Source organism: Gibbsiella greigii (assembly GCF_039540155.1).
Lineage (GTDB): Bacteria > Pseudomonadota > Gammaproteobacteria > Enterobacterales > Enterobacteriaceae > Gibbsiella > Gibbsiella quercinecans.
In genome coordinates this window covers 69,270-85,988 of the sequence record NZ_BAABEM010000005.1, presented here as the reverse complement: position 1 = coordinate 85,988, position 16,719 = coordinate 69,270, and the positions used below count along the sequence as shown (strand labels likewise).

12 protein-coding genes are annotated in these 16,719 nt (G+C 60.6%); 5 read left to right on the top strand and 7 right to left on the bottom strand.

The annotated features are described in order from the left end of the window. Nucleotides 1-203: 203 nt before the first annotated feature. From AC559G_RS02280 to AC559G_RS02270, 3 genes are all read left to right on the top strand, one after another. Complete coding sequence (locus AC559G_RS02280) at nt 204-3,494, top strand: transglutaminase family protein (RefSeq protein ID WP_498910994.1); 3,291 nt, start codon at nt 204-206, stop codon at nt 3,492-3,494. A gap of 93 nt (nt 3,495-3,587) precedes the next feature. Continuing rightward, nucleotides 3,588-6,077: a circularly permuted type 2 ATP-grasp protein gene (locus tag AC559G_RS02275; protein WP_498910992.1), complete on the top strand. Its 2,490-nt coding sequence runs from the start codon at nt 3,588-3,590 to the stop codon at nt 6,075-6,077. Further along, a complete protein-coding gene (locus tag AC559G_RS02270) occupies nt 6,074-6,976 on the top strand; it encodes a transglutaminase family protein (RefSeq protein WP_498910990.1) in 903 nt (300 codons plus the stop codon). Before AC559G_RS02275 ends, AC559G_RS02270 begins: the two co-directional genes overlap by 4 nt. A gap of 15 nt (nt 6,977-6,991) precedes the next feature. Here AC559G_RS02270 and ypfH read toward each other — a convergent pair whose 3' ends face one another. The 6 genes from ypfH to dapA form a co-directional block, all read right to left on the bottom strand. After that, complete coding sequence (gene ypfH, locus AC559G_RS02265; protein ID WP_498910988.1) at nt 6,992-7,678, bottom strand: hydrolase; 687 nt, start codon at nt 7,676-7,678, stop codon at nt 6,992-6,994. A 141-nt stretch (nt 7,679-7,819) separates the two neighbouring features. Next, nucleotides 7,820-9,832, bottom strand: coding sequence for a tRNA(Met) cytidine acetyltransferase TmcA (locus AC559G_RS02260; protein WP_498910986.1), 2,013 nt, complete (start codon nt 9,830-9,832; stop codon nt 7,820-7,822). 161 nt (nt 9,833-9,993) lie between these two features. Beyond that, nucleotides 9,994-10,863, bottom strand: a complete 870-nt coding sequence (ypfJ, locus tag AC559G_RS02255) for a KPN_02809 family neutral zinc metallopeptidase (protein ID WP_095847775.1) — start codon at nt 10,861-10,863, stop codon at nt 9,994-9,996. Between the two features lie 417 nt (nt 10,864-11,280). Further along, nucleotides 11,281-11,994 carry a phosphoribosylaminoimidazolesuccinocarboxamide synthase gene (gene purC / locus AC559G_RS02250; RefSeq protein ID WP_498910983.1) on the bottom strand — a complete coding sequence of 238 codons (714 nt, stop codon included), beginning with the start codon at nt 11,992-11,994 and terminating at the stop codon, nt 11,281-11,283. Nucleotides 11,995-12,187: 193 nt separating this feature from the next. After that, on the bottom strand, nt 12,188-13,240 hold the full coding sequence (gene bamC / locus AC559G_RS02245) for an outer membrane protein assembly factor BamC (RefSeq protein ID WP_438598678.1): 1,053 nt from the start codon (nt 13,238-13,240) through the stop codon (nt 12,188-12,190). Between the two features lie 73 nt (nt 13,241-13,313). Then, on the bottom strand, nt 13,314-14,195 hold the full coding sequence (gene dapA / locus AC559G_RS02240; RefSeq protein ID WP_498910981.1) for a 4-hydroxy-tetrahydrodipicolinate synthase family protein: 882 nt from the start codon (nt 14,193-14,195) through the stop codon (nt 13,314-13,316). A gap of 146 nt (nt 14,196-14,341) precedes the next feature. On the opposite strand from dapA, the gene AC559G_RS02235 reads away from it, so the two are divergent. Next, nucleotides 14,342-14,914, top strand: coding sequence for a glycine cleavage system transcriptional repressor (locus tag AC559G_RS02235; RefSeq protein ID WP_095847771.1), 573 nt, complete (start codon nt 14,342-14,344; stop codon nt 14,912-14,914). A 2-nt stretch (nt 14,915-14,916) separates the two neighbouring features. After that, a complete protein-coding gene (gene bcp, locus AC559G_RS02230) occupies nt 14,917-15,381 on the top strand; it encodes a thioredoxin-dependent thiol peroxidase (RefSeq protein ID WP_279024017.1) in 465 nt (154 codons plus the stop codon). Between the two features lie 48 nt (nt 15,382-15,429). Here the strand turns inward: bcp and AC559G_RS02225 are convergent, their stop codons facing one another. After that, nucleotides 15,430-16,506 carry an AI-2E family transporter gene (locus AC559G_RS02225; protein ID WP_279024063.1) on the bottom strand — a complete coding sequence of 359 codons (1,077 nt, stop codon included), beginning with the start codon at nt 16,504-16,506 and terminating at the stop codon, nt 15,430-15,432. Between the last annotated feature and the right edge of the window lie 213 nt (nt 16,507-16,719).

Here is a 16,719-nt window from a genome sequence, read left to right as displayed (position 1 = left end):
GAAGTCGACTTCTCAAAAGATTGCCTCTAAATTTAACTCTGATTGGTTAATGTGATGATAATCACACTCCCAGCAGTTAAAACGGTCTGGATCCAGACGGGGGTTCATCCAACCAACTCACCCACCACGGTAACGGTTCTCGCAATGGCGTCGGCACATGGATGCCAGATAATTTCAGATTTCAAAATTCTGAGGCTCGAGCTATGGCTATTAATATCGCGCTAAACCACGTGACCGAATACCGCTATGACCGCCGCATCAATCTGGGTCCCCAAGTCATACGCCTGCGCCCCGCTGCACACTGCCGCACGCCCATCCTGGCATACTCGCTGAAAGTGATCCCGGAAACGCACTTTATCAACTGGCAGCAGGATCCCAACGGGAACTACCTGGCCCGGCTGGTATTTCCGGAACCCACCGAGCATTTCCGGGTAGAAGTGGATATGCGGGTTGAAATGTCGGTGATTAACCCGTTCGATTTCTTCCTTGAGCCGCAGGCTGAGCAGATCCCGTTTAGCTATTCCACCGAACAAAAAACCGAGCTGGCGCCCTATCTGCAATGCCAACCGCTCACGCCAGCGCTGGAAAACTACCTGAGCACCATCCCCAAGGCGCCGCAGCGCAGCGCCGAATTCCTGGTGGCGCTCAACCAGCAGTTGCAGCAGCACATCGGTTACACCATCCGTATGGCGCCAGGGGTGCAAACGCCGGAAGAAACTCTGACTCTGCGCAGCGGCTCCTGCCGCGATTCCGCCTGGCTGCTGGTGCAGATCCTGCGCAACCTGGGCCTGGCCGCCCGCTTTGTTTCCGGCTATCTGCTACAGCTGACGCCGGATGTGAAATCGCTCGATGGCCCTTCCGGTCCAGAGGCTGACTTTACCGATCTGCACGCCTGGACCGAAGTTTATCTGCCCGGCGCTGGCTGGATCGGGCTGGATCCAACCTCGGGGCTGTTTGCCGGCGAAGGGCACATCCCGCTGGCTTGTACGCCGGAACCGTCCAGCGCCGCGCCGATCAGCGGTCTGCTCGATGAGTGCGAGTGCGAATTTGAACACCGGATGGAGATTACCCGCATCGATGAAGTGCCGCGGGTGACCAAACCCTACAGCGAAGCCCAGTGGCAAGCAATCAACACGCTTGGCTACCGGATTGACAGCGATTTGCAGGCCAACGATGTGCAATTGACCATGGGCGGCGAACCGACCTTCGTCGCCGTTGACGATCCTGACGGCGCCGAATGGAATACCGATGCGCTGGGGCCGACCAAGCGCCTGCGCGCCGCGGAACTGTTCCAACGTATGCGCGAACACTATGCGCCTGGCGGGCTGGTGCACTTTGGCCAGGGGAAATGGTACCCCGGCGAACAGTTGCCGCGCTGGTCGCTCAACTGCTTCTGGCGCCGGGACGGCCAACCGATCGCGGTGCCGGCCATGTTCGCCGACGAAACCCAGGACTACGGCGTCACGCCGGCGCTGGCCGCCGATTTCTTGCAGCGTATCGCCCACTATCTGGGCGTTGACGGCAGCCATATCTTCCCGGCTTATGAAGATACCTTCTATTACCTGTGGCGTGAACGCAAACTGCCGGCCAATGTCGATCCCTTTGATTCGCGCCTGGACGATCCGCTGGAGCGCGCGCGCTTGCGCAACGTTTTCGAACGGGGCCTGGATGCAGTGATCGGCCACGTGTTGCCGCTGGCGAAGGAAGAAAGCCGGCCATGGCGCAGCGGCCCGTGGTTCCTGCGCGAAGAGCGCTGTTACCTGCTGCCGGGGGATTCGCCGCTGGGCTACCGCCTGCCGCTGGATTCGCTGCCCTGGGTGCAGAAAAGCGATTACCCGTATATTCACAGCGCCGATCCACACCAACCATTCCCGCAGTTGCCGGCCTACCAACAGCTGCGCCAGCAATATCGCGACAGCACGCCAGCCGCCGCCGAGCCACAGCCGCCCAGCTCGCGCCCGGCGTTGCACCAGTCGGCCGACGGTCTGGCGCGCACGGCGCTGTGCGCAGAGCCGCGCAACGGCATTCTGTATCTGTTTATGCCGCCCACCCGCGCGCTGGAAGATTACCTGCAACTGGTGGAAGCCATCGAAGCCACTTCACTGGCGCTCGGCATTCCGGTGGTGCTGGAAGGCTATGAACCGCCGGGCGATCCGCGCCTGACCAACTTCCGCATCACCCCCGATCCGGGCGTGATCGAAGTGAATATCCAGCCGGCCGCCAACTGGAGCGAACTGGTGGAGCAAACCACCTTCCTGTATGACGCGGCGCACCAGTCGCGCCTGACGACAGAAAAATTCATGCTCGACGGCCGCCATACCGGCACCGGCGGCGGTAACCATATGGTGATGGGCGGCGCCACCCCGGCGCAAAGCCCGTTCCTGCGCCGCCCGGATCTGCTGCGCAGCCTGATTGGCTACTGGCATAACCACCCGTCGCTGTCCTACCTGTTTTCGGGGTTATTTATCGGCCCTACCAGCCAGGCGCCGCGGATTGATGAAGCGCGCAACGATTCCGTGTATGAAATGGAAATCGCCTTCAGCCGCTTCCCACAGCCCGGCGAAGCCTCGCCGCCGTGGCTGATCGACCGCCTGCTGCGCAACCTGTTGATCGACGCCGCCGGCAACACCCATCGGGCCGAGTTCTGTATCGATAAACTCTACTCGCCGGATGGGCCAAGCGGCCGCCTGGGCCTGCTGGAGCTGCGTGCCTTTGAAATGCCGCCGCATGCAAGGATGTCGCTGGCGCAACAGTTGCTGCTGCGTGCGCTACTGGCCCGTTTCTGGCAGCAACCCTATCAGCCGCAGCGGCTGCGCCGCTGGGGCACCGAACTGCACGATCGCTTTATGCTGCCCCATTTTGTGCGGCAGGACTTTAACGATGTGCTGAGCGAACTGGGCGAATTTGGCTACGCCTTCGATTCGGGCTGGTTTGATGCCCACTTCGCCTTCCGCTTCCCGCAGCACGGCGAATTCTGCGCCGATGGCGTCCAGGTGCAAATCAGCCATGCACTGGAACCGTGGCATGTGATGGGTGAAGAAGGTGCAATCGGCGGCACCGTGCGCTATGTTGATTCATCGGTGGAACGGCTGCAGATCAAAGTGACCGGGCTTAACGACGATCGCCATCTGATCACCGTTAACGGCCAGCCGGTGCCGTTACAACCCACCGGCAACGTCGGCGAAGCGGTCGGCGCGGTGCGCTACCGGGCCTGGCAACCCGCGGCCTGCCTGCATCCGACCATCGGCGTGCAAGCGCCGCTGACCATCGAACTGGTGGACAACTGGATGCAGCGTTCGCTCGGTGGCTGCCAGTATCACGTCGCACACCCAGGCGGGCGCAATTACGATAGCCACCCCGTTAACGCCTATGAAGCGGAAGCCCGCAGGCTGGCGCGTTTCTTGCACATGGGTCATACGCCAGGAAAAATGACGGTTGAACCGCAGCCGCGCAACCCGAACTTCCCGTTCACGCTCGATTTACGCTGGCATTAATACCGCCGCCGGCCGATACAGGGAATGGAGCGGTCGGCGGCAGTCAGGCGTTAGCTGGTGCAAAAGCCTAAGGAAAACGGGAAAGTAACTTCTATGCCGCAATCACTTTTTACCCGCTATCAGTACTCGGATGCGCACTATGACGAGCTGTTTACCGCTGATGGTCATTTTCGTCCGCACTGGCAGCGCTTTGCCGATGAACTGCACGCCTATCCCGATGAACAACTGCAAAGCCGCCTGAACCATGTGGCGCGCCAGATCTTCGAAAATGGCGTGACCTACAACGTTTATGCCGATCCGCAAGGGGTTAAACGCCCCTGGGAACTGGATCTGCTGCCGCAGATCATTGCGCACGACGAATGGCAGCAAATTGAGTCCGGCATTATGCAGCGCGCCGAGCTGATGAACCGCATCCTGGCCGACGTCTACGGTGGCCAAACGCTGCTGCGCGACGGCCTGCTGCCGCCGGCACTGGTGCATGGGCACGCTGGTTTCCTGCGCCCGGCCCACGGCATCCCCTGCCCGGACAACGTTTACCTGCACCTGTACGCCGTCGATCTGGCGCGTTCAGCAGACGGCCGCTGGTGGGCGATTTCCGATCGCGCCCAGGCGCCTTCCGGCGCCGGCTACGCGCTGGAAAACCGCACGGTGATCTCCCGCGCCTTCCCGGAACAGTTCCGCGATCTGAAGGTTCGGCGCCTGAATACCTTTTTCCGCACGCTGCAGCAAAGCCTGCGCCACTGGGCGCCGGGCAGCGCCAGCGAAGGCGGCACGCCGCGCATTGTGGTGCTGACCCCCGGCCCCTATAACGAAACCTATTTCGAGCATGCCTATCTGGCGCGGCACCTGGGCTTCCCGCTGGTGGAAGGGCAGGATTTGATGGTTTCCCAAGGCTGCGTCTGGCTGAAAACGCTGGAAGGCCTGCAACGCGTACACGTGATTCTGCGCCGCCAGGATGACGACTTCTGCGATCCGCTTGAGGCCCGCCCCGATTCTTCGCTGGGCATCCCCGGCCTGATGCAGGCGGCGCGCGAGGGCCAGGTGCTGATCGCCAATGCGCTCGGCTCCAGCCTGATTGAAACCGGCGCGCTGTACGGTTTTTTACCTAAACTGTGTGAACAGGTGCTCGGCCAACCGCTGCTGCTACCGTCCGTCGCCTCCTGGTGGTGCGGAGAGCGCGCCGCGCTGGAAACCGTGCTGGATAACCTGCCCAACCTGATTATCAAAGGGGCTTTCCCGCAGTTGCGCATCAAAACCTGCACCGGCAGCGATTTAAGCAGTGATGAACTGGCCCGCTTGAAACAGCGCATCCGCGCGCGCCCGTATAACTATGTGGCCCAAGAGCCGATCAGCCTGTCGCAGGCACCCGGGCTGTCGCCGCGGCCGCCCTATCAGTTACATAACCACGCCACCTGTCTGCGGGTGTTTGCTGTCGCAAGCCCCGACGGCTATCGCGTTATGCCCGGCGGGCTGACGCGCATCTCCGGCCCCAACAGCCGCCAGATCGTGACCATGCAGCAGGGGGGCGGCAGTAAAGACACTTGGGTGCTGGCGCCGCCTTCATCCCCGACGCCGAAGCTGAACGTGGCGCCGCAGGCTCTGCCGCCGGCCAGCCACACGCTGTCGACCCGCACCATTGAAAACCTGTTCTGGCTGGGCCGCTATACCGAACGCTGCGATAACATCGCCCGCCTGCTGCGCACCACCTTCACGCTGCGGCTGGATGAAGACGAAGGCAGTGAAGCCCAGCACGCGGCGGTAATGAAGCTGTGCCAGCACTATGGCCTGCTGCCTGACGACGGCGAGCAACCGCTCGATACCTTGCCGCCGCAGCAGTTGAATGCCCTACTGCTGGATGCGCTGTTTAATCCGCAAGTGCCGCACGGCTTTGCCGGCACGCTGCAACAGCTGCTGCGCATCGGTTTTAGCCTGCGTGAACGGCTGTCGTTGGATAACTGGCGGGTGCTCAACCGGCTGGCGAAAGAGCTGGAACAGCATCATCAGGCACAGCGCTGGAACCTGGCGGAAGCGCTGGCGGTGCTGGATCAGGCCATCGGCTATATGATGGCGCTCTCAGGCTTTGCGCTGGATGGCATGACGCGCGATGTGGGCTGGCGCTTCCTCAGTATCGGCCGCCGCCTTGAGCGCCTGCAACACGTCAGCCAGATGCTGACGCTGGTGCTGGAAGAAGACACAATCCGCCAGGCGGATCTGGAATGGTGGCTGGAGCTGAGTGACAGCATCATCACCTACCGCTCCCGTTACTCGCAGCGCCCGGAGCTGGCAACCGCCCTGCCTCTGCTGGTCACCAACCAAGAAAACCCGCGCGCGCTGATGTTCCTGCTCAAAGGGCTAGTGGACTACTTGCAGAAGCTGACCACGCAGTTTGGGCCGTTTAGCGACGGCACGCTCATTGAATTGACCCAGCAGATTGCCAGCCTGGATGAGCACCGGCTGGCCGAAGAAGGCCGCCTGCCAACGCTTATCGCAGCGCTAGGCGAAGCGCTGGATACGCTGTCCGATCGGCTCAGCCTGCGGTTTTTCAGCCATGGCCCCCACTACAGCATCGGGAATGAAGAATGAGCCAGACGCCCCTCGCCAACGGAGGCTGCCGTTACAGCGTCAGCCACGTGACTGAATATCAATACAGCCTGCCGGTATCCCAATCGCGCCAGTTGCTGCGGCTATCGCCACGCAACCTGGCCTGGCAGCAGTGCGACAGCGCCCGCATACAGGTGGATCCGCTGCCGGATGAATGGTTTGAACTGAACGATTTTTTTGGCAACCATCTGGCGCAGTTTGCGTTGCATATGCCGCATACTCGCCTCAGCGTGCGGGTGGATTCTGAAGTCTGCGTGCTGCCGCACACGGCGCAATATGCGCCGCAAGAGAGCCTGCCCTGGGAACAGGTTCGCCAACAGCTCGCCGCCGGGGGCACAGAGATGCTCGATCCGATCCAGTTCCTGTTCCCTTCGCCGTTTATCCCGATCGATAACGCGCTGAGCCGCTATGCCATGCCAAGCTTTACGCCGAATCGGCCGTTGCTGGCGGCGCTGTTGGAATTTACCGAGCGCATTTTTACCGACTTTAGCTTTGATCCCACTGCCACCACGATCGCCACGCCGGTGGAAACCGTGCTGCAGGAAAAGAAAGGGGTCTGCCAGGATTTCGCCCATTTGCAGATCGCCTGCCTACGGGCGATTGGGCTGGCGGCGCGCTACGTCAGCGGCTACATTCTGACCCAGCCGCCGCCGGGGCAAGCGCGCATGATCGGCGCGGATGCCTCCCACGCCTGGGTTTCCGTGTTTTGCCCGCCTTACGGCTGGGTGGATATCGATCCGACCAATAACCTGCTGCCGGATACGCAGCACGTTACCGTCGCCTGGGGGCGGGATTTCGGCGACGTTAGCCCGATGCACGGCATTATCTTCGGCGGCGGCGCGCACACGCTGGAGGTGCAGGTCACCGTTATGCCGCAGTAACGCCGCGCAGCGGCGTCAGCGGAACGCGATCAGCTCGCCGCGTTTGCCCGCCAGGGCTTCATCCCAGTAGCGCTGCGGCACATAAAAGTGCAGGCGCTCCAGTGCGCTATCCATCATGCCCTGGTTAATGGCATGCCCCACGCCTTCTTCGACATCCAGCGTAAAGTCGCAACCGTGTACCCGCAGGCGCTGTGCCGCCGCCTGGGCGTGTTCGGCGCTGATCGTCGCGTCGTCGGCGCCGTGGATCAGGTGCACCACGCTATCGCCCAGCGCCCGTTCCGGCAAGGCGGCAAAGCGCCCGCTGAAGACCACCGCACGCCCGGCCAGTTTGGCTTCGGCTTTCAGTGCTTCCAACACCATAATCGCCCCCTGCGAGAACCCGACCAGCGCCGTCGCCGCATAGCCTACGCCGCTTCGCTGTTGCCAGTCGCGAATGCTGCCGATAAACGCCGGCATCGCCTGCGCCACGCGCTCGACGCGGTTTTCTTCGGTGATGTCCTGCAGTGAAAACCACTGGCGGCCGCTGTCCTGCCCGGCAGCCGGGCTGCCGATGCTGACCACCTGAGCACGCGGGAAGGCTTCGACGAAATAACGGCCGATCTCCGCCATCGACGCGGGGTTGTCGCCCACGCCGTGATACAGCAGAAATAGCTGTTCGGCCGGTACCGTTGGGTTTTGGACGATGACGTATTCATGTTTCATCAGTGGCTCCTGAGTTCCGGCTGCGCTCAACGGCCGCGCAACGCCAAAAGGTTAGCCGGGCGCCCTGGCCCGGCGGCTGTAAACCACTATACGCCGCAGCGATCGCAGGAAAATCGGGTTTTATTGAACAAGTCTTTCCATTTATTGCAACGACTGGCTCCAACGCTGCCAATACTGGCAGTGTTCCGGGTTCAGTTGCCGCAGCGCCTGCGCCACCTCTTGCCGCCAGCAGCGCAGCAACGCCTTATGGCCGCTCAACCTGAACCGGGCGACGCATTGCGCCACCGGCAGCTGTTGCTGCAGATGGGCGTATAGCGCCGGCATCGTGTGTTCGCCAATCAACAGCAAGCGTTGTAACGCCCCCAGGCTGGCTTCCAGCGGCCGGTGGGCAAAGGCAAAGCCCGCCAGTTCGCGCCAGTCCTCTTCGGCCAACGCCGGATCGCCGTCATCGCTGGGCAGCGCCAGATCCACGTCGATCCGCTGGCGCAGCCAGCGCCAGTTGCGCGCCAACTGTTTGCGCGCCGCCTGGCACAACCGCGCACCCTGCTCGCTTAGCGGCAACATCGCCATCGCGGTATAGCAGCCGCTGCTGGCTTCCCGCTGGCTGCCAATCCGCACCAATTCAAAGCCGCAGGCTTGCCAAAACTGCCACAGCGGCGCGGTATAGCCAAAGCTGACCGAAATAAAATCCAGCCCCTCGGCCCGCCGGCACTGTTGGCGCACCAGCGCACGGGCGATCCCTTGGCGGCGCAGCGCGGGCAATATGGCGATGCGCGTAATACGCCGCGAACGCAGCGTCGGCGCCCACCATAGCCCGCCGTGCGCCGCCAGCGATTGCACCACCAGGTTGCCGCGCGGCCGCCGCCGGCCGGCCCACACCTCATGCGCCAGCGCCGCATCCAACCCGCCTTCCTCCACCAACCATAACGCCCCCACCACGCTGGCCGCCGCCGTAGCCACGCTAAAATGCATGCCCGGTGCATCCATCAGGCGGCGCAGATCCAACGGTGAAGTGCGATAGTGCGCGCTGCAAAGCAGCGCATAAAACTGGGTTAACCGTTGCGGATCGGCACACAGCTCGGCCTGCGTCAGCGGCGAATACACGATGCTCTCCGCCGCCGGCGACCATGGCGGCGGTTCATTGAACAACAGCGCGTTATCGATCGCCCGCTCCAACGCATCCCCCGGCGCCCAGCGCATCGGCTGTTGCAGCGCCAGCGCCTGCCACTGCGGCAGTTCGGCGCAGAACTTCAGCAAAAATCCGCGCCCGGTGCCTTCGTACCCCTGCACCGTGGTAGTCAGCAGCACCCGCGGGAAATAACGCACCAACGCCTGCAGCAGCGGGCCGGGGATGGCTGCCGCCTCATCCACCAGCAGCCAGCCCGCCGCCCCGGCACCGTGGGCCAGGCAGTGCGCCAGCAGCGCATCCGGCGCCCAGAAGTGCGCTCGCCCCTGCGCCCACTCACAGGCCACTTCGGCAGCGGCGCGGCTTGGCCCGGTGATCCAACACGCTTCCGCCGTGCCGGCCATCAGCATGCCAGCCACCGTCGACTTGCCGCGGCCACGCGCGGCGGTCAGCACCCAGATGCCCCGTTGCGCGCCTTGCAGGTGGCACAAAATGGCCTGTTGTTCCACCGTTGGCGTGCCGGCCGGCGGCTGCCAATCCGGCCTGGCCGGCAAGGCGGGCGGCGCCGGCTGCTGCCCCTGGCGCCAGATAGCCACTTCGCCATCCGCCTGCAACTGCCGCTGCAAGTGCGTGATAAAATGCGCCGTGGCAATCGGCTGGGCGCAATCACCCCAGCGCAGGCTATCGCCATCGGGCAACTGCGCCCATTGTTCCCAGGGCGGCACCAGCAACAACAGCCAACTGCCGGCGCGCAGTGTGCCGGCCAATTGCGCCAGCGCCTCCACGTCCAACCCTTCGCTGGCGTCAAAGACCGCATGCAACCGCTCTTGCCCCAGCAAGGTATGCACCGCACGCGGCGCCAGCGGCTGCACGCTTTCCGGCGCCGCCGCGCCGATCCACGGCCAATCGCCGGGCATCTCCGCCGCCAATTGCAGCGCCTGAGCGCGGCACCATTGCGCTTCACCGCTTAGCACCAACAGCCGCCGGATGCCCTGCCGGCGCATTGTTTGTTGCATCACCTGTAGCATCAGAATCAGAACCCGGATACGAAAAGAAAATGCCGGTGGCAAGCACCGGCATTACGCGAGGCGGTGCCCCGCAATAGGTCATGGTGCCGTCGTCGCGTCCAAAGCCCGTCATCAAGGCAGAGGGCGGGCTTTGGGGCACTATTACGGGACACAGCCTGGAATCAGCGGCTGGCGAAAGTATTGCACTGGCCAGGATCGCCGCTGTCGAAGCCGCGTTTAAACCAGGTATAACGCTGCTGCGACGTGCCGTGGGTAAAGCTGTCCGGCACCACGCGCCCCTGGCTTTGCTGTTGCAAACGATCGTCGCCGATCGCCTGTGCCGCATTCAGCGCTTCTTGCAGATCCCCTTCTTCCAGCATCTGCTGCTTCTCGGCGTATTGCCCCCACACGCCGGCAAAGCAGTCGGCCTGCAATTCCATCTTCACCGACAGGCGGTTAACCTCGGCCTGCGAAGCCCCTTGCTGTTCCTGGCGCACCTGGCGCTCAATCCCCAGCAGATTTTGCACATGGTGGCCAACTTCATGCGCCACCACATACGCCTGGGCGAAATCACCGCCGGCGCCCAGTTTGTTTTTCATGTCCTGATAGAACGACAGATCGATATACACCGTACTGTCGGCCGGGCAATAGAACGGCCCCATCGCCGCCTGGCCGGTGCCGCAGTTGGTCCGGGTCGCGCCGCGATACATCACCAGCTTGGGCGGTTGATAGGTTTTGCCCATCTTTTGGAAAACTTCTTTCCAGTTGTCTTCGGTAGAGGCCAGCACTACCGAGGTAAACTTCGCCAGTTCATCATCTTTCGGGCTGATCGAGGTGCTTTGCTGGCTTTGCGTGGTAGTGACATCCCCACCGTTCAACAGCGGCGTTAGATCGATACCGTAATAACCGGCCACCAGCACCACCACCAGAATAACCAGGCCGCCCTTGCCGCCGACCGGCACGCGCAACCCGCCGCCACCGCCGCCAATACCGGAAGACTGCCCGCGACGATCCTCAACATTGTCGCTTTCGCGACGCCCTTGCCAACGCATAGCTAAACTCCAGAGTAAATTGTAATAATCACAGGGAACCGCATTCATTATAAATGCATGGCGGCAAAGAAAAGGCAGAATTTTTCTGGAAAAGCAGGCAAGCAGAGTAGCGGGGCGCGCCGCGGCGGCGCCCCGTAACGAAAAGGGGTGTTAGGCTGTGTCCCGCAATAGGTCGTGGTGCCGTCGTTGCGCCCAAAGCCCGTCATCAAGGCAGAGGGCGCAGGGCATAGTGGGCCTATGTTCCAGCCCGATAACGCAGAGGACGGGCTTTGGGGGCACGACCCTCCGGGCTGGGGCCATTGGGCCGCGCTTCTGCGTTGCTCGCCGTTTATTTGGGCCCCCAAACCTCACGGCTTGCGCCTTGACGCGCAGCCCAATGACCGCCAGCGGCACTCACGCACTATTACGGGACACAGCCTAGTCAAGCTTCACGCCGATGCGGCGCGCCACTTCTTCATAGGCTTCGATCAGGCCGCCCAGGCTCTGGCGGAAACGGTCTTTGTCCATTTTGTCCAGGGTGTTTTTGTCCCACAGGCGGCTGCCGTCTGGGGAGAATTCGTCACCCAGCACCACTTCACCGTTGAACAGGCCAAACTCCAGTTTGAAGTCAACCAGGATAAGCCCGGCATCGTCAAACAGCTTGCTCAGCACGTCGTTAGCTTTATAGCTCAGCTCACGCATGCGCGCCAGGTGCACTTTGCTCACCCAACCGAAGGTTTCGCAGTAGGATTCGTTGACCATCGGATCGTGCATGGCATCGTTTTTCAGGAACAGGTCGAACAGCGGCGGGTTCAGCACCATGCCCTCTTCCACCCCTAAACGTTTCACCAGAGAACCGGCCGCGCGGTTACGGATCACACACTCCACCGGCACCATATCCAGCTTTTTAACCAGCACTTCATTATCAGACAGCAGGCGCTCCATCTGGGTGGGGATACCCGCTTCCTCCAGCTTGCTCATGATGAAGTGGTTGAACTTGTTGTTCACCATGCCTTTGCGATCGAACTGCTCAATGCGTTGACCATCCAGTGCTGACGTATCATTACGGAATTCCAGCACCAGCAGATCGGGGTTTTCAGTGGTGTAGACGGTTTTTGCCTTTCCGCGATACAACTCAGCTAGCTTTTGCATCTTAACTTACTCCAGTGATGTGACACTCTGTGACAGATATACCCCGCACCGTCAGGCCACGGCCTGAAACCTGTTGAGTATAAGACTTGAACCAACAAATTCTTTCACGCTCAGGCCCACTATTGTGCCAAACCTGCCACGCAAACGATACCGTCAAGGCGAAACAAAAAGGGGCTGTAGCCCCTTTTTTGATTTATTTCGCGCTGGTTTGGCGAAACGCAGTCTGGAACGCCGCCACCAGGGCGTCATTTTGCGCCTGGGTTAACGGTTTCCCTTTGCTGTCGATGAACTGCAGGCTGGTGCGGTTGTTCAAATCGCCGACCTGCAGTTTGTAATCACCTTCGCGCAGTTCAGGATCGGAGGTGCCCAGGGCACTCCAGTCGCCGCTGCTCAGGGATTTGTAAGTGACGGCAACGGTGCCTTGCGGACGACTACGATCGCCAACGCGCATGCCGACTTTCTCCAACGCCGGCGGCAGACGATCCCAAACCACCGTGTACGGCGCACGCACGATCAGCAGCGGCAGGCCGGTTTCATCAGCCCCGCTTTGCACGTCCAGCGCGCCGAAGCGGTTAGCGGTTTGGTTGTTAGCCTGATTGTCCAGCTTATCCAGGCCTTCGACGATGGTGTTCATCATCATGCCGTTATAACGCTGGATTTCGGTCGCATCGGTCACCGGCTCTGCTTTACCCTGCTGCTGCAGGCCGACAGACTTCACGATCAGCGCCTGCTGATAACCCTGCTGCTGCACGGTGATCTGGTAACGGCCTTCGTACTGGTTGTCTTCATCCAGACGGTTCCATTTCACCCAATCGGTGGTCAGCGTCTGCGCGCCATCCTGACGGGAGGCGATCGCGATGTTCTTGCTCTGCAGGATGCCCACCACGCGCGACCACAGGTTCTGGTTTTGCGGGCTGTTTTCCAACAGCAGCGTACCGCTGTCCGCGGTGTATTGCGCACGGGAACCGCTCAACAAGGCCAGCGGCTGCACCGGCGGCCGGATATCCAGTTGCTTGCCAAGCTGCCCGGTGCTGCGGGCCGACGGGACATCATAATTGCCGTTCTGCACCGGCAGGATCATACCGGCGGGCGCGTTAATCGTTTTTAGCGGCGCCGCATCGAGGTAGGACTCATCGCCGCTGACCTGGCGTTTGTACCGTTGGTCGCTGGTACAGGCCGCCAGCATCATCACCAGCGAAATACCCACGACTTTTGCTACCGTCGACTTTTGCAATGAATAGATCATCAAATCTCCCTAAGAGTGATATCCCCGTAACGTGAAGCAGCAGCAACCCTGGCTGCGGCTCCCGTTAATGGGGCTATAGCAAACCGGCGCTTTTCAGCGCACGCTCCACTACCGGACGGGCAGTTTCGGTCAACGGCGTCATCGGCAGACGCATCGTATCGGTTGCCATCAATCCCAATGCCTTACAGGCCCACTTAACAGGAATTGGGTTTGCTTCTACAAACAAATCCTGATGCAACGGCATCAAGCGCTGATTCAAACGGCGCGCCTCGGCGAAGTTGCCTTCGGTCGCCAGCCGGCAAAGCTGCGCCATTTCACGCGCGGCCACGTTGGCCGTGACGGAAATAACCCCTTTACCGCCCAGTTGCATAAAGTCCAGACCGCTGGCGTCGTCGCCGCTCAACAGAATGAAGTCTTTATCATCAACCAGCTCTTGGATCTGACTAACGCGGCTTAAGTTCCCCGTGGCCTCTTTAATTGCAACAATATTTTTGAGTTTGGCCAGGCGCGCTACCGTTGCCGGCAGCATGTCGCAGCCGGTGCGGGAAGGCACGTTATAGAGAATCTGCGGCAGTTCGGTGCTTTCCGCGATAGCTTTGAAGTGCTGAAACAGCCCTTCCTGGGTCGGCTTATTGTAGTAAGGCGTGACCGTCAGGCAGCCCACAACGCCCGTGCCCTCAAAGCGCTGGGTCAGTGAAATTGCTTCTGCGGTGGCATTGGCGCCGGTACCGGCGATCACCGGAATGCGGCCAGCGGCCAGCTCCAGCGTTCTTAACACCACATCGGCGTGCTCATCATGGGCAAGCGTTGCAGACTCGCCGGTAGTCCCTACGGATACAATAGCCGAGGTTCCGCTGGCTACATGATAATCAATCAGTTTTTTTAGGCTCGCACAATCAACGGCACCTTTGTCGTCCATCGGCGTTACCAGTGCAACAATACTTCCCGTAAACATTAGCCATCCCCTCCACAAACAGGTGACTCATGGTACTTTTGCTACCTATCCAAAAGCAAGTAAACAAGGCGCGCTAAGCGCTTGGCAGGCGGTTTTTTTTATGTTTACCATGGGAAACCCACAATGCACGACAGGAAGCCCCAATTTTGCCTAAGCCAGATGAACACTATCTCGTGATTACCGCGCTCGGTGCAGACCGTCCCGGTATCGTCAACACTATCACCCGCCACGTCAGCAGTTGCGGATGCAATATCGAGGATAGTCGTCTGGCCATGCTGGGTGAAGAATTCACCTTTATCATGCTGCTTTCCGGCAGTTGGAACGCCATTACGCTGATCGAATCCACGCTGGCGCAAAAAGGCGCAGAGCTGGATCTGCTTATTGTGATGAAGCGCACAACCGCGCAGGCCAGGCCGCCGATGCCGGCTTCTGTCTGGGTGCAGGTTGAAGTCAAAGACTCGCCGCACATCATCGAGCGCTTTACCGGCCTGTTTCACGCCAGCCAGATGAACATCGCCGAGCTGGTTTCACGCACGCAGCCGGCCGAAGGCGACCTGCCGCCGCAGCTGTATATCCAGATTACCGCCCATAGCCCGGCCGGTAACCCGGATACCGCAAATATTGAGCAAGCTTTTCATCGCCTATGTACAGAACTGAATGCACAAGGCAGTATTAGCATAGTGAACTATCCACAGCATGACGAGAAAGATGGAGAGTAGTGATGAGCCCATTGAAAGCCGGTGATATAGCGCCAAAATTTAGTTTGCCCGATCAGGATGGCGAGGAAATTAATTTGGCCGACTTCCAGGGACAACGCGTACTGGTCTACTTTTACCCTAAGGCGATGACGCCGGGCTGCACCGTACAAGCCTGCGGCCTGCGGGATAACATGGACGATCTGAAAAAGGCCGGTGTCGAAGTCCTTGGCATCAGCACCGATAAACCCGAAAAGCTGTCGCGCTTTGCCGAAAAGGAACTGCTTAACTTTACGCTGCTATCAGATGAAAACCATCAGGTAGCCGAGCAGTTTGGCGTTTGGGGTGAAAAAACCTTTATGGGGAAAACCTATGATGGCATTCACCGCATCAGTTTCCTGATTGGCGCCAACGGTAAGATCGAGAAAGTGTTTGACGATTTCAAGACCACCAACCATCACGATGTCGTTCTGAACTACCTACAGCAGTAAGCCCTGATATTTCGCAAGCGCAGCCACCGCTGCGCTTGCGCCATCGCCTTACTTATCATTGCCCTGCATATCCACCAGCATATCGTCCGGCCAGGCATGAATCACCGCTTTCACCAACGTGGCCAGCGGGATAGCGAAAAACACGCCCCAGAACCCCCATAGCCCGCCGAACACAATCACCGACATAATAATCACCAGTGGGTGCAGATTGACCGCCTCGGAGAATAAAATCGGCACCAGCAGGTTGCCGTCTAACCCCTGCACCACCAGGTAGGCGACGATCAGCGTCCAGAAATCCGGCCCGACGCCCCACTGGAACATCGCTACCACCACCACCGGGATGGTAACCAACACCGCCCCCACGTAGGGGATCAGCACCGAAATCCCCACCAACACCGCCAGCAGTAGCGAATAGCGCATGTCCAGGATCACGAACACCAGATAGGTGGCCACGCCCACAATCACCATTTCCAGCACCTTGCCGCGAATATAGTTGGTGATCTGCTGGTTCATCTCTACCCACACCTGGCCCGCCAGGCCACGGTTGCGCGGCAGCACGCGGCGCACGGCGTTAATCATCTGCTCTTTGTCTTTCAGCAGGAAGAACACCATCAGCGGCACCAGCACCAGGTAGATAGCCAGCGCCAATAGCCCCACCAGCGAAGCCAGAGAGAACTTCACCACCGACTCGCCCATGCCTGACAGGCGGGTGCGCAAATTCTCGGCCATCATGTCGATAATGCCAGCATCCATCAACGCCGGGTAGCGCTTGGGCAGCGTGGCGGCATAGTGGTAGAACTGGTTGAGCATGCCAGGCATATCGCCCATCAGGTTGATGCCCTGCTGCCAGGCGGTGGGCGCCACCACGAACACCAGCAGCATGACAACGCCGCCGAATACAATCAGCACCATACTGGCCGCCCAGGTGCGCGAACACCCCAGCCGCTGCAGGCGCGCGGTCGGCCACTCCAGCAGATAGGCCAGCACAATAGCCACCAGCAGCGGTGTCAGGATGCCGTGCAGAAAATAGAGGATGCAAAACCCGGCCACTAAAATCACCAATAGCGCAATGGCCTGTGGATCGGTAAAACGGCGGCGATACCACTGTAATAACATCTCCAGCATCAGAGAGTGCTCCTTGAGAACGACGGTAAGAGGGGCAGGCAGGCGGCCTGCGCGGTGCATCATGCCAGACAGATTATCCCCCGCCGCCCGGCGGATGTAACGCAAAGAATCAAGCCCCTGGCGAAAAGCCGCACGCCACGCTGATTGGCCGCGCCCCAGGCCGGCGGCAAACGGCGCCGTGCCCAGTGCCCCGCCGCACATTGTGGAATGAAA

Bases quoted from the DNA above. Each gene is read 5' to 3' on its own strand.
- AC559G_RS02280 (WP_498910994.1), top strand. From the start codon at position 204: ATGGCTATTAATATCGCGCTAAACCACGTGACCGAATACCGCTATGAC.
- AC559G_RS02275 (WP_498910992.1), top strand. From the start codon at position 3,588: ATGCCGCAATCACTTTTTACCCGCTATCAGTACTCGGATGCGCACTAT.
- AC559G_RS02270 (WP_498910990.1), top strand. From the start codon at position 6,074: ATGAGCCAGACGCCCCTCGCCAACGGAGGCTGCCGTTACAGCGTCAGC.
- ypfH (WP_498910988.1), bottom strand. From the start codon at position 7,678: ATGAAACATGAATACGTCATCGTCCAAAACCCAACGGTACCGGCCGAA.
- AC559G_RS02260 (WP_498910986.1), bottom strand. From the start codon at position 9,832: ATGCTACAGGTGATGCAACAAACAATGCGCCGGCAGGGCATCCGGCGG.
- ypfJ (WP_095847775.1), bottom strand. From the start codon at position 10,863: ATGCGTTGGCAAGGGCGTCGCGAAAGCGACAATGTTGAGGATCGTCGC.
- purC (WP_498910983.1), bottom strand. From the start codon at position 11,994: ATGCAAAAGCTAGCTGAGTTGTATCGCGGAAAGGCAAAAACCGTCTAC.
- bamC (WP_438598678.1), bottom strand. From the start codon at position 13,240: ATGATCTATTCATTGCAAAAGTCGACGGTAGCAAAAGTCGTGGGTATT.
- dapA (WP_498910981.1), bottom strand. From the start codon at position 14,195: ATGTTTACGGGAAGTATTGTTGCACTGGTAACGCCGATGGACGACAAA.
- bcp (WP_279024017.1), top strand. From the start codon at position 14,917: ATGAGCCCATTGAAAGCCGGTGATATAGCGCCAAAATTTAGTTTGCCC.
- AC559G_RS02225 (WP_279024063.1), bottom strand. From the start codon at position 16,506: ATGCTGGAGATGTTATTACAGTGGTATCGCCGCCGTTTTACCGATCCA.